Raw genomic sequence first — 19,710 nt, 5'->3', positions numbered from 1 at the left:
CGATCAGAACTGCTTGGACTTGCCGCAGCCGCAGGAGCCCTTCTCGAGAGGGTTCTTGATGCGGAAGCCGGAGCTGGTCTCGTCCTCGGCGTAGTCGATCGTCGCGTCGGCGATGAACTTGAGGCTCGCCTCGTCGACGATGACGTCGAAGCCGGCCTGGGGGAGGATCTTGTCGGCGGGCTTCTTGTCGTCGAAGCCGATGCGGTACTCGTAGCCGGCGCAGCCGGACTCGGCCACGCTCAGGCGGAGGGACTTGCCGTGCGCGGTCTCCTCGGACTTGATGAAATCGGTGATCTTCTCGGCGGCTTTCGGCGTGATGGTGAGCATGGTCTCTCCTAGGTGATTGAAACCCGACTAAAATGGTCGTATATACAGTATAAGCTTAAGAAGGGTCCGAGTCAAGGAGAGACATCATGAAGGGATTCGCCTTTTTCGTCGTCGCGGTCGCCGTCCTCGTCTTGCCCGCCGCCGCGCAGGACGCGTCTTTGGCTCTGGTCTCCGGCCCGGTCTCGATCCTGGCCGGCGGAGCGGAGCGCTTCGTCAAGGCCAAGGGGGGAGAGCAGCTCCTGTACGGCGACACGGTCCGCGTCGGCAAGGGCGGCGTCGCGCATCTGATCTTGGGGGATCGCGGCGCCGTTCTCCTGCGCGAGGAGTCGCTGCTGACCCTTCAAGGCTCGCCGCGGCGCACGACCTTGGCGGTCAAGTTCGGGGAGTTCCTGATCGGCCTGAAGAAGGGCCTCGAGCCGGGGCAGTCTTTCAAGGTGCGCACGCCCGCGGCGGTCGCGGCGGTGCGCGGGACCTTGTTCTGGGGCAAGTCCGACAAGGCGGACCAGAGCGCCGCCTACGCGGGCTTCGGCCATGTCGTGGCGGTGACGGCCCAGGGCAAGACCGTCCTCGTGGAGCCGGGCAAGACGGTGACCGTCGCCTTCGGACAGGCGCCCGCCGACGCGGTGCCGAGCACGGTCGGGCTCGAATACGCGAACCACTTCGCGATCGACGGGGGCGTGCAGGGCCTCGGGGACCTGGCCGAGACCGACAAGCTCGGGAAGTAGCCCCGGCGAAGTCCCGTCCGGGCGTAAACTTGACGGGGATTTGATGGCGGACGCGCGTCGCCGCGGGCTACACTGGCCTTAGCGACGCACGGAGCCTCCATGCATCATCCCCGCACCTTGCAGAGACCGTACCAGCGCGTTCCGCGCCCGCGTCCGCCCGTCGCCGAGCCGCCCGGCTTGGACTGGGGCGCCTCCGGCTGGGCCGGCCTTGGAGCCGGCGCGGCCTTCATCCTGATCCAGACCTTCATCGGGCTGGTCTTCGGCTCCGGAGGAGCCACCGAGGCGGTGCGCCGCCTCGCCTCGATCGCGCTCGGCGAGTTCGTCCTGTCGGACGGCACGCCGTTCACCGCGCTCGTGTTCTTCGCCGCGGCCGCGGTGCACATCCCGCTGTCGCTGCTCTACGCGCGCTTGCTGGCGGCGATGATCCACGGGCTGGAGATGCCGCGCGCTCTCGAAGTGGGAGCGGTGTTCGGCACGGCGCTCTACTTCGTGAACTATCACCTGATCTCGGGGATCTTCCCGTGGTTCGTCTCGGCGCGCGGCCCGGGGGCGCTCATCGCGCATCTCGCCTTCGGTCTGCTGACGGCCTGGATCTACACGAGCCTGACGGCCCGGTCGAGGTCACGCCAAGCGCCCTGACCTCAGGTAGGCGAGCAGGCGCGTCCGCTCGAGCAGGCCGTAGCGCTTCGCCAGGCGGTGGAGGACGGCCAGGCCGGCGATCTCGCCGGCGACGTTCCACAGGGTGAGCCAGCTTATGACAGGCCCGCGCACGGGCGGCGGAAAGCCGCCGAGCAGGGGCCACAGCAGGACGGCGGGGCTGGGGTGGAGCCACATGCTGTCGAGCAGGAAATGGCCGGCATAGCAGCCCCACAGCACGACGGCCGACCTCGGCCGCCGCTTCCAGAGGAGCAGCGCCGCCAGCACGAGCAGCGAGAACGCCGTCGTGTGGCCGAAGCCGCGCGTGTTGTGCGAGACGAGGGCCGGAAAAAGGTGCCGCACCGGCTTGTCGATGAGGTCAGGGGCCCACGCCAGCAGGACCGCCCAGCGCAGATCGACGTCCCGGTCGACGGCGCGGACGGCCGCGACCGTCAGGCCGGCGTGGCCGAAGACGAACACCGCGTCAGCGCAGCTGGCCGCCGATCCAGTAGAGCAGCGCGACGGCGGCGATCGCCGCGGCCAAGGTCAGCGCGCCGAGCACGCCGGCTCCGGCCAGCGCGCCGACGAGGAGCCACCCGGCGAGGCCGAGGGGCGTCCACGAGGTGGCGAGCATGATGCCGAGGCCGATCACCGCGCCGGCGACGCCCCACGCGAAGAACGACAGGGCGGTCTTCTTCGAGGAGCGCCAGGCGCGGTCCCAGCGGCGCTGGGCGTCCTGGTCGACGACCGGCTCGGGGATCGGGCCGCCGCTCTTCGCGGAGCGATAGGCCGCGACGAGGCTGCGGAACCAGCCGACCCAGCCCGCGATCGTCGCCGCGAACGCCGCGGCGATGGTGGCGGGGAGGATGTTGGCCATGCGGATCCAGCCGTCGGAGACGGCGGCCGAGCCCTCGGGGAACTGGAAGCGGTCGGTCAGCTGGTTGAGGCGCTGCATCTCGGCGCGCAGGGCGCCGTAGGTCCAGTGGTCGAAGAACTTCTGGACCGGCCCGCCGATCTCGGCGAAGCGGAACGCCAAGGAGACCGACGCCGTCAGCGCGTAAGGCAGCGCGGCGAGCACGCCGGCGACGACCCCGACCAGGCCGAACGCGACGCCGAGGACGAGGGCGACGGCCTTGAGCAGCAGGTTGCCGAGGAAGCCCAGGGCCCCCGCGTGCTTGAAGTCGTCGGCGACGACGTGCTTGAAGTACGGGCGGCCGAGCAGCAGCGCGCCGAAGGCGGCCGAGCCGACGACGCCCGACACGAGGCCGGCGAGCAGGCCGAACGCGAAGGGCACGACGCGGCGGATCACCTTCATCAAGGTCTCGAAGGCGGTGCGCAGGAAGGGCAGGATCTCGTAGACGACCTGACGCGCGCCCTCGTAGGCGGCGACGGCGCCCGCGGCGGCGACGCCGAAGACGGCGCCCGCGACGCCCCAGACGGCGCCGAGGACGGCGCCGGGGATCGCGTAGAGCGGAGCCAGGCCGACGGCCTTGCCGGCCGCGGTCCAGTAGCCGAGCGAGCGGCCGAAGCCGGCTTTCGCGTGGTCGACGACGCTCGGGACCAGGCGCGTCCACAGCACGGGTTGGGACACGGCCAAGCCGGCGGACAGGCCGAGGACGGGGACCGCGGCGTAGACGGCCGCCGCGGCGAGCCACAGCTTCCAGCCCGCGAGAGCGGCGAGCAGAGGCGCGCCGAACGCGATCGCGGCGTAGATGCCGGCGGCGAGGCCGAGCGCGCCGGTCAGGGCGGCGAGCCACACCGGAGGCTTGCCGACGGGCTTCTGCTCGGCTTTATCGGAAGGAGTCGCGGCCGACTCCTCGGACGACGCGGGCGCGGCTTCGGGTTTGGACTCGGCCCGCTTCGCGTCGGCGAGGCTGCGGACGTAGGCGACGCCGCCGGAGACGACGAGCGCGATCGTGGAAGGGATCGCGGCGAGCAGGAAGCTCGCGGAACGGACGTACAGGCGCCAGATCGGCATCTCCGCGCCTTCTCCGGAGAGCGTGATCTTGACCACGCCGGCGGCCCGCTTCAGCGCGTTCGGGAGCGAGCGGCGCTCCCAGTTCTTGAAATAGGCCTCGGACTTCTCGCCGGTGCCGGCCCAGCGCACGCCGAGGGCGAGGCCGTGGGTGAGGGCGACGGGGATGCCGGCGATCATGCCGACGGCGAAGGAGCCGGCGAACGCGGCCAGCGCGGGCACGACGAGAGTCAGGCCCATCAACACGCCGGCGCCGATCTGCGCCTCGGACGGGCGCTCGGTGCCGTTCTTGTCCTCGCGCTCGAAGATTTCCTGTACGGGGCGGAACAGGTTCGAGGCGACGAACCAGCCCGACTTGAACACGCCGAAGACCGTGCCGAACACGAAGCCGAAGACGAACGGGACGATGTCCTTGAGGACCTCGACGGCCCAGTTGAGGAAGCGCTTGAGGGCGGGGAGGAACTGGGTGATCACGGCCATGAAGCCGGCCCACGCGGCGGCGACGGCCTTGGAGGCGGCGGCCTGCGCGGCGCCGACGACGGCGGACGGGACCGCGGCGATCGCGCCGACCACGGTCGGGACCGCGAGCGCCGCGACGGATTCCGACGCGCGCGGGACGGCGTCGCCGCGAAGGGCGGCGGCCGTGCGGGCGCCGGCGTCGCGCCAGCCCCCGAAGGCCTGCTTGGCGGCCAAGGAGCCCTCGGCGATCGCGCCGGAGACCGAGCCCGACCACGCCTGCGGCTGGCTCAGCGCCAGGCCCGCGCCGCCGCCGATGACGGCGGCGGCCGCGAGAATGCCGAGGTCGAGCAGGGCCAGGGGTGCCACGAGGAAATAGAGGGCGGCGGCGACGCCGGCGGCGGCGCCGAGCGTGCCGAGCACGGCGGGCAGGACCACTCCGGCGCGCGGCGCGACCGGCGTCTCGGAGCCCTTCTCGTCCTTGCGGTCGGTGCCGTCCGGGCTGCGCAGGTCCTCGCCGCGGTAGGCAGCGCGCGACGCGCGGACGATGGTCGCGATCGACACGAAAGGCAGGAACAGCGCCGTGTACAGGGAGATCGCGGTCCCGTTGAGCACGCGGGTCACGCGGGCGGAGAGCGACAGGTTTTCCGCGGCGAGCGGGAAGCCGCGGTCGAGCAGCGCCGTGAGGCCGCCGTCGTTCTTGACCGCCTTCATCCAGAGCTTGAAGAACGTCTCGCCCTTGTCGCTGAGGCCGGACCACTTGAAGGCCAGCTCGAGGGCGCCCATCACGACGTGCACGGGGCTCGAGACGAGGCCGATCACGGCGCCGACGGCGCCGGTGACGAGGATCGCGGCGAGCGCGGCCAGCTGCGTCAGCCGGTAGCCGATCCAGCCGGGGACGGAGACGGCCTTGTAGTCGCTGGTGAACGCGTCGCGGCCGATCGGGCCGGCGAGGACGGCGGCGCCCGCCGCCGCTCCGAAGAAGGCGGTCTTGAGGCCGCCGACGATGAGGCCACCGGCGAAAGGGAAGATGCGCACGACGAGCCGGCCGAGGAAGCGGAACACGCGCGCCATCCACGGGAGGAAGCCGACGATGACTTCGCGAGCCCCGCGGAACGCCGCGAGGAAGGGCGTGCCGATCAGCCGGTAGGCGGCGCCGAGGACGAAGGCGACGGGCGACATCACGTAGCCGGCGAGGACGAACAGCCAGGCGATGACGGGGTACTTCAGGATGTTCGCCGGGAGGTCCCTCTTCATGGCCTCGTCGGTCGAGCCGCCGCGCAGGACGGAGTCGAAGATCAGGCCGAAGCGGGCCCAGAAGCGGAAGGTCATCGCGCCGGCGGAGAGGGAGCTGTTCTTGAGGTCCGCGGGGAAGCCCTTCCAGGTCTCGACGGAGAAGGCGGCGAAGCCGGCGAGGGTCCCGAGCGTGATCCAGGCGGCGGTCAGGGCGAGGGCGGGGACGGCGATGAAGGGGGCGAGGAAAGAGCCCAGAACGGCGACGGCCCAGGCGGAGGTGTACCAGGCGGCGGCGCCGCCGAGGGCGGCGAGGCCGAGGCCGATGCTCACGCGGGAGCGGCTGGGGGCGGAGGGGGTCTCGTTATTAGAGGGAACGGGCGGCTGGGCATCGGATTTGGACGCGGCGGAGAGGGCCGACGGGGCGAGCGCGGACGGAGAAAGATCGCCGATGGACGCGGCGGCGGGGACGGCGAGGGTTCCTTTATAAGAGACGGAGCCGTCGAAAAGACGCGACAAGGCGGTCAAGAGGGCCGAGGATTCCGTGGCCGTACCTTCCGACGCGGGCGCGGTCTTCTCGGCGGCGATCCTCGACAAGAAAACGCCGGTCTCGACGAGCGCGGAGGCGGACTCCCGCGCCATGGCCGGCGTGCGGAGCGCGACGGGCTCGGCGGCGATGACGGCAACGGATTTCGCCGCTGCAGGAAGGGTAGAGGGCTTGAAGGAAAGGGGAGTGACCGGAATGGCCGGGGTTTGCGCGGCTTGATTTATCTTAACGGCAACGGAAGGGGTAACCAAATTCGGAACGGCGTTCGGAGCGGACAGGGACGCGTTCAGGCCCAGAACGGCGTTCGGAGTCATGACGGCGCTTGCGGACGGCAACGACATCTCCACTCTCACGGGGGCCACGCCGCTCGAGGTTCCGGCGGCCGTGCCGGCCGCCGTTCTCACTTGAGCGATAGCTTCATAAACGCTCAGGCCGGGAGCGGTTTGGATCAAAACAAGAGAGAGAAACGAAGAGACAAAACGGCAGATAAATGAGCGATTGAAGTTGGCCATGGCCCGATTCTAGCGCGTAAGCTTTGTTATCCGTACGGGTCCGGAGGCCTAAGACGCCGAGAGTATATGTCCCATACATTTCTGGGACCCGCCTAGGACCCTGGCACCCTGGACTTGGCCGGGAGAAGATTCGTAAGATATTTCTCGACGGAGGAGGCCCGAAGGCGGCGATATAAGTCGCCCCGGGATAATCCGTCATGAACAAAAATCGAATGGAGGGAAGATGACCCCCAGACAGCATGGAGCCGTGAATCCGATGACCGCCAAGTCCAAGTCCCGCTCCGCCGCTCCCGCCCGCCCCAAGGTCTCCGACTACTACGGCTGCAACGTGTTCGGACTCGAGACGATGAAGCTTCTCCTGCCCAAGGAGACCTTCCGCAAGGTCCAGGAAGCCGCCGCGAAGGGCGAACGCCTCGACCTCGACTCCGCCAACGCCGTGGCCTCGGCCATGAAGACGTGGGCGATCCAGAAGGGCGCCACCCACTATTGCCACTGGTTCCAGCCGCTGACCGGCGCCACCGCCGAGAAGCACGACGCGTTCATCGACCCGACCGGCCACGGCAAGGTCCTCGAGACCTTCACCGGCGCGATGCTCACCCAGGCGGAGCCGGACGCGTCCTCGTTCCCGTCGGGCGGCCTGCGCGTGACGTTCGAGGCGCGCGGCTACACGGCGTGGGATCCGACCTCGCCCGCGTTCATCCTCGAGGGAGAGACCGGCTCGACCTTGTGCATCCCGACCTGCTTCGTCTCGTACACCGGGCACGCTTTGGACACGAAGACCCCGCTGCTGCGCTCGATCACCGCGCTCAACAACGCGGCGCTCGGCGTCCTGTCTCTGTTCTCGAGCGACGCGAAGAAGGTCGTCGCGACGCTCGGCGCCGAGCAGGAGTACTTCCTGATCGACAAGGAGTACTACGACGCGCGCCCCGACCTCCTTCTCGCCGGCCGCACCTTGTTCGGGGCCTCCTCCCCGAAGGGCCAGCAGCTCGAGGATCATTACTTCGGCGCCATCAAGGACCGGGTACTCTCCTTCATGACGGACTTCGAGAGCGAGTGCTTCAAGCTCGGCATCCCGCTGAAGACGCGCCATAACGAGGTCGCCCCGCATCAGTTCGAGTGCGCCCCCGTCTTCGAGGAAGCCAACGTCGCCGTCGACCACAACCAGCTCGTCATGGACATCATGAAGCGGGTCGCGGAGCGCCACGGTCTCGCCGCGCTGACCTACGAGAAGCCCTTCGCGGGCGTCAACGGGTCGGGTAAGCACAATAATTGGTCTCTTGGGACCGATACCGGTAAAAACCTGCTCTCGCCGGGCGCGACGCCGCACGAGAACCTGCAGTTCCTGACCTTCCTGGTCTCGATCATCAAGGCCGTCCACACGCACGGACTGCTGCTGCGCGCGGCGATCGCCTCCTCCGGCAACGACCACCGCCTCGGCGCGAACGAGGCCCCGCCGGCGATCATGTCGATCTTCCTCGGCGCCCAGCTCACGAGCGTCCTCAACGACCTCGAGAAGGGCGTGACCTCGAAGGGGACCGACCCGCAGTGGATCTCGCTGGGCATCGACCACATCCCGGCGGTCATCAAGGACAACACCGACCGCAACCGGACCTCGCCCTTCGCCTTCACCGGCAACAAGTTCGAGTTCCGCGCCGTCGGCGCGTCCGCGAACAACGCCATCCCGATGTCGACCCTCAACACCATCGTCGCGGGCCAGCTCATCGCGACGAAGAAGGACATCGACGCGGCGCTCAAGAAGGGCAAGACCCTCAAGGAAGCCGTGACGAGCGTCCTGCGCCAGTACTACGCGGAATCGAAGGCGGTCTGCTTCGAGGGCAACAACTACTCGGAAGAGTGGGTCAAGGAAGCCGAGAAGCGCGGCTTGCCGAACCAGAAGACCACGCCCGCGGCCCTCAAGGGCTTCGCGCTGAAGAAGTCCGTCGCCCTGTTCGCCAAGCTCGGCGTGCTCACCGAGGAGGAGACGCACTCCCGCTACCACATCCTCCTCGAGAAGTACGCCAAGGACATCGACATCGAGGCCAAGCTGATCCTCGAGATGACGGGGACCCTGTTCGTCCCGGCCGTCGTCGAGTACCAGAACGAGCTGTCGAAGACCTTGGCCTCGCTCTCGTCGAACGGCATCAACGCGCCGGCCCAGGCGTCTTTGCTGCGCTCGATCTCGGAGAAGGTGGAGCGGGCGCTGACCGGCGTCGACGATCTCCAGGCCGCGCTGGCCAAGGCCGACGCGGAGGCCGACGTCGAGAAGAAGGCCCTCGCGTACTGCGAGAAGGTCAAGCCCTACTTCGACAAGATCCGCGTCGAGGTCGACGGGCTCGAGCTTCTGATGCCGGCCGCCACGTGGCCGCTTCCGAAGTACCGCGAGATGCTGTTCCTGATGTGAGGAGCTTTATGTCCATGAAAGACGAGGTTTTGAAGGCGTTGTCGACGTGCATCGAGCCGGAGCTCCACAAGGACATCGTGACGCTCGGCATGGTGCAGAACCTCGTCGTGGAAGGGGGGGTGGTGAGCTTCGACTACGTGCTCACCACCCCCGCCTGTCCGCTCAAGGGCATGATGCAGCTCGAGGCGGAGGAGGCGGTCAAGAGGGTCGCGGGCGTCAAGTCGGTCAAGATCAACATGACCGCGTCCGTGAGGAAGGACATGCGCCTCGAGAACATCCTGCCGCCCGGCATCAAGAACCTGATCGCCGTCGCCGCCGGCAAGGGCGGCGTGGGCAAGTCCACCGTGGCCTCGAACGTCGCAGTTGCGTTGTCTATGGAGGGCTCACGGGTCGGCCTTCTAGACGCGGACATCTACGGCCCGAACCAGCCGCAGATGATGGGCGTCTCCGGCTACAAGCCGATGGCCGACGGCGACAACAAGATCGAGCCCGCCGTGAACCACGGCGTCAAGGTCATGTCCATGGGCTTCCTCATGGACCCCGACGCCCCGGTCATCTGGCGCGGCCCGATGCTGCACGGCGCCATCACCCAGTTCCTCAAGGACGTGAAGTGGGGCGAGCTCGACTACCTCGTCCTCGACCTCCCGCCGGGCACCGGCGACGTCCAGCTCACCCTGTGCCAGACCGTGCCGATCGCGGGCTCCGTCATCGTGACGACGCCGCAGTCGATCGCCCTCTCCGACGTGCGCAAGGCCGTGGCGATGTTCAAGAAGCTCAACGTGCCCATCCTCGGCGCGATCGAGAACATGTCCGGCTTCATCTGCCCGCACTGCTCCAAGGAGAGCAAGATCTTCGCCGAAGGCAGCTCGGCCGCCCTCAAGAAGAACTGGGGCATCGACCTCCTGGGCGCCATCCCCCTCGATCCCAAGGTCGGCCAGGCGAGCGAGGACGGCACGCCCATCGTCCTGTCCCACCCCGATTCGGCTCCCGCGAAGGCTCTCCGCGAAGCCGCCCGCAAAGTCGCCGCTCAGGTCAGCATCCGCAACGCGACCGTCAAGCCGCTCGAGATCAAGCTCGTCAAAGCCTAATCTGGTGGTGTCAGGCATTCCGCTTTTTTCACTTTGCCGGACAAAGTGAAAAAAGCGGAATGCCTGACACCAAGATAACAGGAGAAACCGACAAATGACCACCGCCACCGCCGCGCCCGAGACGACGCCGATTAAGGTCGGAGCCGTCGCCCCTGACTTCAAGCTGCCCGATTCCGAGAAGAAGGAGTGGACGCTCTCCGAGTTCAAGGGCAAGAAGCCCGTCGCCCTGTTCTTCTATCCGCTCGACTTCTCTCCGACCTGCTCCAAGGAGAACGCGTGCTTCTCCCAGGACCTTTCGCGCTACGAGAAGTACGCGCAGGTGTTCGGCATCTCTGTCGACTCCGTGTGGTCGCACAAGGCGTACAAGGCGCAGATGGGCCTGAAGCACACGCTCCTGGCCGACATGCACCGCGCCGCGATCAAGGCCTACGGCCTGTTCCACCCGGGCGGCAACATCTCTCAGCGCGCGACCGTGCTCGTCAACTCCGCCGGGACCGTGGCCTTCGTGAAGGTCGAGGGCGACATCACCAAGGAGCGCGACTACAAGGAGCTCGAGGCCGAGCTCGCCAAGCTCAAGTAATCGGAAGGCTCGAAAGAAAGGCCCCGCGGCGCATCGCCGCGGGGCCTTTTATTTTCCCTTGCAGGCGTCGGTCGCGAAGGCGAGGACGTGCCCGTCGGGGTCGAGGCTGTAGGCCGCGTCGTGGTATCTCGAGACTTCGCGCCGCCCCTCAAAAAGTCCCATTTGGTAATATGCGGGCACCTCTATGAAATCCTCCCTCGATCCCAGGACCCTGACCGTGCTCGTCACCGGCGCCACCTCCGGCTTCGGCGAGGCCGTCTGCCGCCGCTTCGTCAAAGAGGGCGCTAAGGTGATCGCGACGGGCCGCCGCGAGGACCGGCTCAAGGCCCTCAAGAAGAGCCTGGGCAGGCGCTGCTGCGCGTCGGTGTTCGACGTGCGCGACCGCCGTCAGACCGAGGCCGCGCTGGACGCGCTGCCCAAGGAGTTCAAGAAGATCAACGTGGTCGTCGCCAACGCGGGCCTGGCGCTCGGCCTCGGGCCGGCGCACGAGGCGAGTCTCGACGACTGGGACACGATGGTCGCGACCAACATCAACGGCCTGCTGTACACCGTGCGGGCGACCTTGCCCGGCATGGTCGCGCGCGACGAGGGGCACGTGATCCTGCTCGGCTCGACGGCGGCGGATTTCCCTTATCCGGGCGGGAACGTCTACGGCGCGAGCAAGGCGTTCGTCAAGCAGTTCGGCCTGAACCTGCGCGCGGACCTGCTCGGGTCCAACGTGCGCGTGACCAGCGTCGAGCCCGGCCTCGCGGAGACGGAGTTCTCGCTCGTGCGCTTCCACGGCGACGCCGCGCAGGCCGCCGCGCCCTACAAGGGGCTCGAGCCGCTGTCGGCGGACGACGTCGCGGAGACGATCTACTGGTCGGCCGTCCTGCCCCGGCACGTCAACGTCAATCGTCTCCAGATCATGCCGGTGATGCAGGCGTTCGGGCCGTTCGCGTTCAAGAGGAAGGGCTGACCGCGACGCGGCCGACGCGGCAGGGTCCCGCGCCGGCATCCTGCTCGCGGCTCTTCACCGCGAGAACGCCTCACGCTTGATCATCGAACGCAACTGATCCCTCAGGCCCGGCTCACTCTTGAAGCCGTGCTTGTTGACCGCATGATACTCCGCGATCTCCATCACCTCGTCCTCCGTTCCGCTGAAGGACAAGGAGCATTTCGTCTCGGGATAGTCCCGGCAGTCGATGGTCACCCGCTCTTTGCGGTCCATAACCTCACCCCCCGGACGGGGCCTTTCGTCGGGGCCCCGCTCTCATCGATAGTGTAGCTCCGCCTCGAGGATCGGAGATGTAAAGAAATTGCCTCGGACGCAATTGGTAAGATCGCGCATGCCCGAACTGCCCCTCGCGCTGCGCGAGTCCGCCCGGCGCGGGCGCTGGACCCCGGAGCGGACGGCCCGCCTGGCCGCGGAGCTGCCCAAGGTCGAGACGCATCTGCACCTGGACGGGGCCCTGTCGCCGGAGACGGTGCGCCGGCTCGCCGACGCCGCCCCGGGCTCGCCGCTGCGCGGCCTGAGCGCGGAGGAGATCCGCGCGAAAGTCGTCGTGGACCAGCCGCGTGCCAGCCTCGGCGAGGTGCTCGACGCCTTTCACGCCTACTACCCTCTGCTCCGCACGGCGGAGGCCGTGGAGCTGAGCGCCTACGAGATGCTGCGCGACTGCGCGCGGCAGAACATACTGCACGTCGAGGCGCGCTTCGCCCCGTCGCTGCAGAGGACCGCGGAGTTCCCGATGGAGGAGGTCCTCTCGGCCGCCCTGCGCGGCCTCGCGCGAGGCGAAAAGGATTTCGGCGTGAGCAGCGGCGTGATCATCTGCCTGCTGCGGCCGTTCTCCGTCGTGGACCGCGAGGCGAACGAGGACATGGCGGAGCTGGCCGTGCGGCACGCGGGCCGCGGCGTTGTGGGGCTCGACGTGGCCGACGCGGGCCCCGGGGACGAGAGGCTCTCGGAGTACGGGGGCTGGCTGCGGCGCGGGCGCGCGGCGGGGCTCGGTCTGACCGCGCACGCCGGCGAGTCGCCGCGGGGAGGGGAGATCGAGGACGCGCTCGAGATCGGCGTGGACCGGATCGGCCACGGGATCATCCTGCGCGAGCGTCCGGACCTGCTCCGGGAGCTCGTCCGGAGGGGGATCGTCGTGGAGGTCAATCCCACGTCGAACCTGAGGACGGGCGCCGTGGCCTCGTACCGGGAGCATCCGGTGCGCGCCTGGAAGGACGCAGGCCTGCTGACGACGCTCAGCACCGACGACCCCGGCGTGTTCGGCATCGACCTCGCCCACGAGTACGAGGCGCTGTCCCGGGACGCGGGATTCTCCGCCGAGGAGCTGCTGGAGCTGTCGTGGAACGGGATATGGTCGCTGTTCCTGCCGGAGGCGCGGCGACGCGGGCTGGCCGCGCGCTTCGAGCGGGGGGCGGCGGCGGCCCTTGATTAATCCCGCCGCGGGGCTATAATTCAGACTGCGGCCATGAAGAACATCCTCGACCAGCCCGAAGAAGAAGTCCCGCCCCTGGATCCCAAGAAGGTCTTCCTGTTCGGGGTCCTGCTCGCGATGATCGTGCTGGCGGGCTGGCGTTTCTGGCGCGCCCAGAAGGCCGTGGCCGAGGTCGCCGAGGCGTCGAAGGATTACCGCAAGCTGTTCCCCGCGCGCGACTTGGAGGCCCCGCCCGCCCCGCCGCCGCTGCCGAAGCCGCTCGTCCCGGCCGCGGCGCCGGCGTCGGGCATCGGCATGCTCAAGATCGACGACGACATGCGCCAGCAGGCTCCGCCTTCGGCGGAGCCGCCGGCCGTCGCGGATGCGCCGGTCGAGGCGGCCGCCGCCCCCGCCCCCGTGAAAGCCGCGGAGACGGCGCCGGCGCCGAAGCCCGCGAAGAGGGAGTTCGTGCGGCCGCGCCTCAACGCCGGCGCGTTCTCCAGGCTCAACGGGGGCGCGGGCTTGTCCGGCGGCTCGATGGGCGGGGGCGGCACCGCCGCGCCCGCGGCCCCGGCCGTCCCCGCGATCCCCGCGGCCGAGAAGAAATAGTCTACTTGGACGGCGCGGACGGCAGGCTCGCCTTCACGCTGGCGGACAGCCCCAGGACCTTGTCCACGTATTCCTGGGAGTGGTTGTAGCCCCAGATGGAACCGGCGACGTTCTTGGAGTAGCCGTGCGCCCGAAGGTAGTTGCCCACGGAGTAGGCGGCGTCGCCGAATTCGAAGGGATCGCGCTTGCCGCCGTCGGGGGAGCGGGAGAGGGCCTCCCAGCTCGTGGGCAGGAATTGAGGGATGCCCATCGCCCCGGCGTAGGAGCCGCGGACCTGGCCGGGGCTCAGGCCGCCGAGGTTTCCTTGGGCCGACAGGCGGGCGAGCGCGGCGAGGTCCCGGCCGGCCTGCCGCGCCTGCTTCGTGGGACGGCCGTCGGGCCCCGTCCGCTCGCTGATGGCCTTCAAAGTCGCCGGGAGGGGATACTTCCCCGTGTTGCGGCCCCAGCCCGTCTCCACGCCGAGGATGCCGAGGATGTGCTCGGGCTTCACGCCGAAGTCCTTGTGCGCCTTGTCGAGGACGTCCTTGTGGCGGCGATAGGCGTCGAGCGCCCCGCGCGGCGCCGGCGCGCGCGGGGGCGGGGGCTTGTCGGCGAGCCTCTGGATCTCGACCTTCTGCTCGGGGTCGAGCGCGGGCACGGACACGATGGCCCGCACGGCGTCGAGGTACGCGGCGCGCGGGACCTCGGGGGGCGGGGGTGCCGAGGCGCGGGCGATGGCCGTCGGCAGGTCCACGTCGTCGTGCGTGAGGCCGTTGGCCTGAAGGACTTCCTCCGCGGCCTCGGTCACCTCCTCCATGGTGACGGGGCGCCCCGAGCTTTGGATGTCGGAGATCGCCTTGCGTATCCCCGCGTCCATCTTGCCGTCGGCCTCGATCTGGCGCATCAGCCCCTTCTCGAGGCTCGCGTTCTCCCGCATCGCGGCGGCGTCGCCGCGCGACTTGAGGTCGCGCGCGGCGGTGACCAGCCCCGCGGCCGCGCCGGTCACCTTCCGGTCTCCCGGCGCCTGGGCCGCGGAGGGACCATCGTCCTCTTCCGCGGCCGCCCTCCGGTCCGCGGCCTCCCGGGTCTCCGGAGAGGCGTCCGGACCGGCGCCCGGGGCGGGCGAGACCCCCGGAGCGGCGGCGGTCTCCCGCGGACCCGGCGGGGGCGCGAACCGCCCGACGCTCGCCGTCGGGGCGTCGTAGCCGCCCGGCAGGTTCACCCCGCCGCCGAGGCCCGCGGCGGGCGGCCCTTCCGCGGCCTCGGCGCCGGCGATGCCTCCGGCGGCGGCCTGCGAGGCCGGGCTCGAGAAGCGGCGCTGGGCCGACTGCGTGAGGACCGGCTCCGGCGGCGTGAGCTCCGCCGGCGGGGTCTCCGGCGCGGGCGCGGGCGGCTCCGGCTCCACCCGCGGCGCCCGGGGCGCCGTTTCGGTCCGCTCGACGAGCAAGGTCCGCGCGTCCGGCGCGGGCTTGCGCGAGGTCGCGGCCCACCAGAGGAAGGCGACGGCAGCCGCTCCGGCGGCGAAGGCGAGGCGGCTCTTGCGCACGGCATAGTGTGTTCGGACGCGGGGGGCCTGTCAAGACCGGACTTCGCGGGCTATACTCGCGGTCCGGCGTCAGCCCTTCACGCAGAGGACCTGCTTGATCTCCGCGACGATCTCGACGAGGTCGCTCTGGTCCGCCATGACCCGCTCGATCGGCTTGTAGGCGGCCGGGATCTCATCGACGACCCCCTCGTCCTTGCGGCACTCCACGCCCTCGGTCTGCTTGCGCAGGTCCGCGGTCCCGAAGCGCCGCCGAGCCTCGTTCCGGGACATCCGGCGTCCCGCCCCGTGCGAGCACGAGTCGAACGACTCCGGCTCGCCCTTTCCGCGCACGATGTAGGACTTCGTCCCCATCGAGCCCGGGATGATGCCCATGTCTCCCTTACGCGCGCGCACCGCCCCCTTGCGGGTCACGAGCACGTCGCGCCCGAAGTGATGCTCCATCGCCGCGAAGTTGTGATGGCAGTTCACCGACAGCTCCGCCTTCGGCTCGACCCCGACGGCGCGGCCTACCTGCTCGAGGACCCGCCCCATCATCACCTCGCGGTTCATCAGGGCGTAGTCCTGCGCCCAGCGCAGGTCGCGCAGGTACGCGTCGTACTCCGGGGTCCCGGCGGCGAAGTAGGCGAGGTCCGGGTCCGGGAGGGACACGAACATCTTCCGCATCAGCCCCTTGGCCGAGTCGATGTGATGCTCCGCGAGGCTCTTTCCGATGTTGCGCGAGCCGGAGTGGAGCATCACCCAGACGCCGTCCGCGGAGTCGAGACACACCTCGATGAAGTGGTTCCCGCCGCCGAGCGAGCCGAGTTGGCGCAGGGCCTTCCCTTTCAGCCCCTGCACGCGCTCGTGAAGCCCTCCGAAATCGGCCCAGCGCGCCCAATTCCGGCTATAAGCGTCCGGGTCACGGTTCTCATGGAACCCGACCGGGACCGCGCGCTCGATGTTGGAGCGCAGCTCCGCCAGCTTCCCTTCCAGGCGCGAGGACGTCACGCCCTCGAGCTTCACCGCGCACATGCCGCAGCCGATGTCCACGCCGACGGCGGCCGGCACGACGGCGTTCTCGGTCGCGATCACCGAGCCGACGGTCGCGCCCTTGCCCAGGTGCACGTCCGGCATCGCCGCCACGTGCTTGAACACGAACGGCAGGGCGGCGATGTTCTTGAGCTGCTTGAGCGCGTCCGGCTCGACGTCGTCGGCCCAGATCTTCACCGGCACGCGCGCGTCCACGATCTTCTTGATCGGCATGGCTTCCTCTTTACTCTTAGGATAACAGGCGAAAATCGTAGCCGCCACTCGGTATCGCGCCGAGGTCTCCCGGCTACGAGGCGGGAGCTCTACTTTTGAGCTATGGCGGCGGGTGAGGAACCCGCCGCGGCGTCCCGCGGCGGGCTTTACGGCGCCTTCAGGAACGGCGCCTGGCCGAACATGAAGGTGTTGCCCGTCTTCTTCGCGAACTCGGCCATGATCTCCAGCTCCTTGAGCCGGAGCATCGCCGGGTCCGCGTACAGCTTGGCCGTGTTCGCGCGGACCCGCGTCGCCGCCAGGTCCTCGCGAGCCGTGATCAGCGCGGCCTTCGCCGCCTGCTCGGCCTCCACCGACTTGATCATCAGGTTCTTGATCTCGCCCGGGAGCACGACGTCCTTCACGCCGCACGACGCCAGCTCGAGGCCGGCCTCCGCCGCGAGCGGTCGGACCTTGTCCGTCAGCTCGTCGGTCAGCGCCGTCTTCTTCGCCAGCAGCTCGTCCAGCGTCAGGTCCGCCACGATCGCCCGAGCCGCCAGCTGCAGCTGCTCGTACAGATACGTCGTGTACGCCTGGACCTTCGTCACCGCCTTCGCCGGATCCTGCAGCCGGTACAGCGCCGTCAGGTTCATGCGGACCGGCATCTTGTCCTTGGTCAGTATCTCCTGACCCGTCACCGCCAGCGACGTCAGGCGCACGTCGAACAGATACGCCTCGCGCCGCGGGAAGTACTTGGTCAGGATGTACCGGCCCGGACCCAGCGTCTTCTCCAGCCGGCCGTCCGCGAACACGACGGCCTTCTGGTACTCCATCACCTGCAGTCGTACGAACAGCATGCGCATCACCTCTCTTTTCCGTTTTCACTTCGAATCGGCCCCGTCGTCGCCGTCGACCCCCGGCCTCCGGGCGGGCTCGGCGAACCTTCTCGCCTCGCGCATAGCCCTTCTTCCGTCGCGAACTTCCGCGGGATCTCCGTGACGACGGAGCTTTTTTGTCTGACGCGTTATGATCGCGTTGCTCTACCACCTGAGCTACACCCTTGCGGGAGGGGGGAGTCGAACCCCCGACATTTGACGATCCTCACGGTACGCGCTTCACCATCGGCGGGCGCGCCGCTCCCGTCAAATCTGCTGGGCCCGGAGGGAATCGAACCCCCACGCGCGTCTCGCGCCCGCGGTTCTCGACCGCGGATGTCTTCCATTTCATCACGAGCCCAAACTGGTGACCCCTGGCGGTACTGCTCCGCCGCTTCCCGGTAGAGAGCCGGGCGTCCTGCCTTTTTAGACGAAGAGGCCGTCTACCCCGTGCGGATCCTGCCACCGCATCTTCCCGCTGAAAACGGGACATCCTTCTTTTAGACGAACGGGGTGTGCATCCATTCTGAATCCGACCATCCACTTTGTTCACAGGCGAACTGTCGTCAACGACAGTTGTGAATGTGAATGACGTGAATCATTCTGAAAATTAGCGGGAGTGGGACTCGAACCCACCATCAGGAGCTTATGAGACTCCCCGGCTGCCCTGAACCGCTTCCCGCCGTCGATCGGTGCCGATAGCAGGATTCGAACCTGCACTAGCCGCGTTCTGACCGCGGTGCCTCTGCCGTTGGACTACATCGGCGATATGGTCTGGGTTGAGGGAGCCGAAGGCCATCCGTTCGTCGAACCCCCGCCTCTCCCGTCCGAGGGGAGTACGCTTCCGTAACGCTTAACCCGGAAAATGGTTCCCCGGCCTTGAATCGAACAAGGTCCTTCTCTTTGTAGGAGAGACACGCTACCGTTACGCCACCGGGGATTGGAGCCCTCGCCAGGAGTTGAACCCGGAACTTCCCGTTCGAAGCGGGAGGTGATTGCCATTTCACCACGAAGGCAAAGGCTGCGGGAGTCGGACTCGAACCCGCTTCGACTGGATCGACGATCCAGCACCTCGTCTCTTCGGTTTCGCAGCCAGAAACCCGACGGCCCCCGCCCTCGCCGGGTCCTCGGCCCGGCGAGGGCAGACTGCGGGGGGATGACCCCGCGAAAAATATCCGGACACGAATATCCTTGAGGATAGTCCCGGTCAAAGGTGGAGCCGCCGGGTGCCGCCCCCGGGACTGGACGATGCGAGCGTCCCGTGATCCAGTTTCACCACGACCCCGAATCGAAAAGCCTCGCCGGGAGTCGAACCCGGACTTGGACCTTAGAAGGGTCCCGCGCTTCATTACGCCACGAGGCTGCGCGATCGGCGGTAGGGAGAGGAATCGAACCCCCAAGCGGCATGGCCGCCTACTTCATTTCAAGTGAAGCTCCTCGTCCATTCGGACCCCTACCATGACGACGAAAATCGAGAAGGGGGCGGGAGCCGAAGCCCGCGAGCCGCTGACGCGGCCGGCCGATGCGGAGTTGTCGCGCCGTCACTTGCGCGGCGACCTCGCATCAATTTGGACCCCTTCAATAGTTGGTTGTCGAGGCAGCGTCGACCCCCTTCGGGGGTCGCGCTCTTTAATATCGCTCGACATTGTCAAAGAACTGGAAATCTGGGTCCGCCAGGTATCGCGCCTGGTTCCCCGGTTTAAGAGACCGGTGCTCATCTGCTAAAGCTTCGGGCCCGTCTCGCGTCTCGTATCGTGCCGGCGCCGGGTAACGCTCCCGGTTCCCCGGTTTAAAAGACCGGTGCTCATCTTCTAAAGCTTCACCGGCTAGATCCGCCGCGGCTCCGAATCGAACGGAGACCTCCCGGTTTTCAACCGGACGCTATGCCTTTTCAGCTTCCGCGGCTCACATCTGGGGCGACCAACCGGATTCGAACCGGTACCTAGAGGATCACAGCCTCTCTTGCTGCCTTTACAACATGGCCGCCGTGCGAACGTCGAACCTGTAGGCCCGGGAGGAATCGAACCTCCATCGACTCTCTAATCAGGAGAGCGTGTTGACCGGCTTATAAGGCCGGCGTGTTGCCGTTACACCACGAGCCCTAAAAACAAAAAACCCACGCTCCGAACTTCGAGCATGGGTCGCTTTTCGAGACGAACGGCCGAAAAGGTTCTCTACATAGAGAGGGCTCCCATGCCCATGCGACCAGCTTGCTCGGTTCCGCGCATAAGGCGCGGTGACAAAGGGCTGACGCCCCGCATGCACGGCGTAAACGACGCCGGGTTGCGGTGGTCTCGTTTCGATAGTCTCGATATGATGGTCATGGTCGCTTCTCGATCAAAAAAAAAGCCACGGGGTGCGCGGGATAGACTTCTCCCGCTCCGTGACACAGTGATTATAGCAGATGCCCTGGATTTGTCAAGGCCTAGGCCGCCTCGCGGCTTCGCCGCGGATCGCCTAGGAACGTGAGCAAGTAGTCGGATTTAAAGGCTTCAACGGCATTGCCCCCCAACGGAATGGCCGCCCCCGCGGGGGGCGGCCAGGATCGTCGCCTTCGGCGCCGATCTTAAATGTACTGCAGCATCGGCGCATCGT

General features: G+C 68.0%; 15 protein-coding genes and 11 tRNA genes. 8 read left to right on the top strand and 18 right to left on the bottom strand.

Going from position 1 to position 19,710, the window contains the following annotated elements:
* Window positions 1-3 precede the first annotated feature (3 nt).
* Window positions 4-327: an iron-sulfur cluster assembly accessory protein gene (locus HYV14_12565; protein ID MBI2386823.1), complete on the bottom strand. Its 324-nt coding sequence runs from the start codon at window positions 325-327 to the stop codon at window positions 4-6.
* A gap of 86 nt (window positions 328-413) precedes the next feature.
* Here HYV14_12565 and HYV14_12560 point away from each other — a divergent pair, with 86 nt between their 5' ends.
* Together HYV14_12560 and HYV14_12555 are read left to right on the top strand one after the other, a co-directional pair.
* Window positions 414-1,052, top strand: a complete 639-nt coding sequence (locus tag HYV14_12560) for a FecR domain-containing protein (GenBank protein MBI2386822.1) — start codon at window positions 414-416, stop codon at window positions 1,050-1,052.
* A 99-nt stretch (window positions 1,053-1,151) separates the two neighbouring features.
* A complete protein-coding gene (locus HYV14_12555; GenBank protein MBI2386821.1) occupies window positions 1,152-1,691 on the top strand; it encodes a sodium:proline symporter in 540 nt (179 codons plus the stop codon).
* On the opposite strand, the gene HYV14_12550 is transcribed toward HYV14_12555, so the two are convergent.
* Both HYV14_12550 and HYV14_12545 read right to left on the bottom strand, forming a co-directional pair.
* The gene (locus tag HYV14_12550; protein ID MBI2386820.1) at window positions 1,674-2,168 is read right to left on the bottom strand and encodes a metal-dependent hydrolase; all 495 of its coding nucleotides are present in this window, start codon (window positions 2,166-2,168) and stop codon (window positions 1,674-1,676) included. The genes HYV14_12555 and HYV14_12550 overlap by 18 nt on opposite strands.
* Window positions 2,169-2,172: 4 nt before the next feature.
* Window positions 2,173-5,994, bottom strand: coding sequence for a hypothetical protein (locus HYV14_12545; protein ID MBI2386819.1), 3,822 nt, complete (start codon window positions 5,992-5,994; stop codon window positions 2,173-2,175).
* A 640-nt stretch (window positions 5,995-6,634) separates the two neighbouring features.
* Between HYV14_12545 and HYV14_12540 the strand changes: the two genes are divergently transcribed.
* The 4 genes from HYV14_12540 (at window position 6,635) to HYV14_12525 (ending at window position 11,438) form a co-directional block, all read left to right on the top strand.
* Window positions 6,635-8,812 (top strand): glutamine synthetase III, encoded by a 2,178-nt coding sequence (locus tag HYV14_12540; GenBank protein ID MBI2386818.1) that lies wholly within the window; start codon window positions 6,635-6,637, stop codon window positions 8,810-8,812.
* 8 nt (window positions 8,813-8,820) lie between these two features.
* The gene (locus tag HYV14_12535; protein MBI2386817.1) at window positions 8,821-9,900 is read left to right on the top strand and encodes an Mrp/NBP35 family ATP-binding protein; all 1,080 of its coding nucleotides are present in this window, start codon (window positions 8,821-8,823) and stop codon (window positions 9,898-9,900) included.
* Window positions 9,901-9,994: 94 nt separating this feature from the next.
* Window positions 9,995-10,480, top strand: coding sequence for a redoxin domain-containing protein (locus HYV14_12530; protein ID MBI2386816.1), 486 nt, complete (start codon window positions 9,995-9,997; stop codon window positions 10,478-10,480).
* Window positions 10,481-10,664: 184 nt separating this feature from the next.
* The gene (locus HYV14_12525; GenBank protein ID MBI2386815.1) at window positions 10,665-11,438 is read left to right on the top strand and encodes an SDR family NAD(P)-dependent oxidoreductase; all 774 of its coding nucleotides are present in this window, start codon (window positions 10,665-10,667) and stop codon (window positions 11,436-11,438) included.
* 54 nt (window positions 11,439-11,492) lie between these two features.
* Here the strand turns inward: HYV14_12525 and HYV14_12520 are convergent, their stop codons facing one another.
* Window positions 11,493-11,690, bottom strand: coding sequence for a DUF1059 domain-containing protein (locus HYV14_12520; protein ID MBI2386814.1), 198 nt, complete (start codon window positions 11,688-11,690; stop codon window positions 11,493-11,495).
* A 118-nt stretch (window positions 11,691-11,808) separates the two neighbouring features.
* Here HYV14_12520 and add point away from each other — a divergent pair, with 118 nt between their 5' ends.
* Together add and HYV14_12510 are read left to right on the top strand one after the other, a co-directional pair.
* Window positions 11,809-12,909, top strand: a complete 1,101-nt coding sequence (gene add, locus HYV14_12515) for an adenosine deaminase (protein MBI2386813.1) — start codon at window positions 11,809-11,811, stop codon at window positions 12,907-12,909.
* A gap of 33 nt (window positions 12,910-12,942) precedes the next feature.
* Entirely contained in the window at window positions 12,943-13,497 is a 555-nt protein-coding gene (locus tag HYV14_12510) for a hypothetical protein (protein ID MBI2386812.1), read from the top strand.
* Window position 13,498: 1 nt separating this feature from the next.
* Here HYV14_12510 and HYV14_12505 read toward each other — a convergent pair whose 3' ends face one another.
* From HYV14_12505 to HYV14_12440, 14 genes are all read right to left on the bottom strand, one after another.
* Window positions 13,499-15,022 (bottom strand): lytic murein transglycosylase, encoded by a 1,524-nt coding sequence (locus HYV14_12505; GenBank protein ID MBI2386811.1) that lies wholly within the window; start codon window positions 15,020-15,022, stop codon window positions 13,499-13,501.
* A 69-nt stretch (window positions 15,023-15,091) separates the two neighbouring features.
* The gene (locus HYV14_12500; protein MBI2386810.1) at window positions 15,092-16,264 is read right to left on the bottom strand and encodes an RtcB family protein; all 1,173 of its coding nucleotides are present in this window, start codon (window positions 16,262-16,264) and stop codon (window positions 15,092-15,094) included.
* A gap of 146 nt (window positions 16,265-16,410) precedes the next feature.
* The gene (locus tag HYV14_12495) at window positions 16,411-17,097 is read right to left on the bottom strand and encodes a slipin family protein (GenBank protein ID MBI2386809.1); all 687 of its coding nucleotides are present in this window, start codon (window positions 17,095-17,097) and stop codon (window positions 16,411-16,413) included.
* Window positions 17,098-17,392: 295 nt separating this feature from the next.
* Window positions 17,393-17,476, bottom strand: a tRNA-Leu gene (locus HYV14_12490).
* A 250-nt stretch (window positions 17,477-17,726) separates the two neighbouring features.
* Window positions 17,727-17,799, bottom strand: a tRNA-Met gene (locus tag HYV14_12485).
* Window positions 17,800-17,808: 9 nt separating this feature from the next.
* Window positions 17,809-17,881: transfer RNA gene (locus HYV14_12480), tRNA-Leu, on the bottom strand.
* A gap of 4 nt (window positions 17,882-17,885) precedes the next feature.
* Window positions 17,886-17,977, bottom strand: a tRNA-Pro gene (locus HYV14_12475).
* Window positions 17,978-17,981: 4 nt separating this feature from the next.
* Window positions 17,982-18,055: transfer RNA gene (locus HYV14_12470), tRNA-Val, on the bottom strand.
* A gap of 1 nt (window position 18,056) precedes the next feature.
* Window positions 18,057-18,131, bottom strand: a tRNA-Arg gene (locus HYV14_12465).
* A gap of 277 nt (window positions 18,132-18,408) precedes the next feature.
* Window positions 18,409-18,478, bottom strand: a tRNA-Arg gene (locus tag HYV14_12460).
* Window positions 18,479-18,488: 10 nt separating this feature from the next.
* Window positions 18,489-18,573: transfer RNA gene (locus HYV14_12455), tRNA-Ser, on the bottom strand.
* Window positions 18,574-18,948: 375 nt separating this feature from the next.
* Window positions 18,949-19,020 (bottom strand) — tRNA-Phe (locus HYV14_12450).
* 7 nt (window positions 19,021-19,027) lie between these two features.
* Window positions 19,028-19,101, bottom strand: a tRNA-His gene (locus HYV14_12445).
* Window positions 19,102-19,120: 19 nt separating this feature from the next.
* Window positions 19,121-19,217, bottom strand: a tRNA-Ile gene (locus HYV14_12440).
* Window positions 19,218-19,710: the final 493 nt, after the last annotated feature.

The sequence above is a fragment of the Elusimicrobiota bacterium genome (assembly GCA_016182905.1).
Taxonomy (GTDB): Bacteria; Elusimicrobiota; Elusimicrobia; order UBA1565; family UBA9628; genus GWA2-66-18.
Note: the sequence above shows the minus strand (reverse complement) of the source record. Positions and strands in the feature narration are given on the sequence as shown.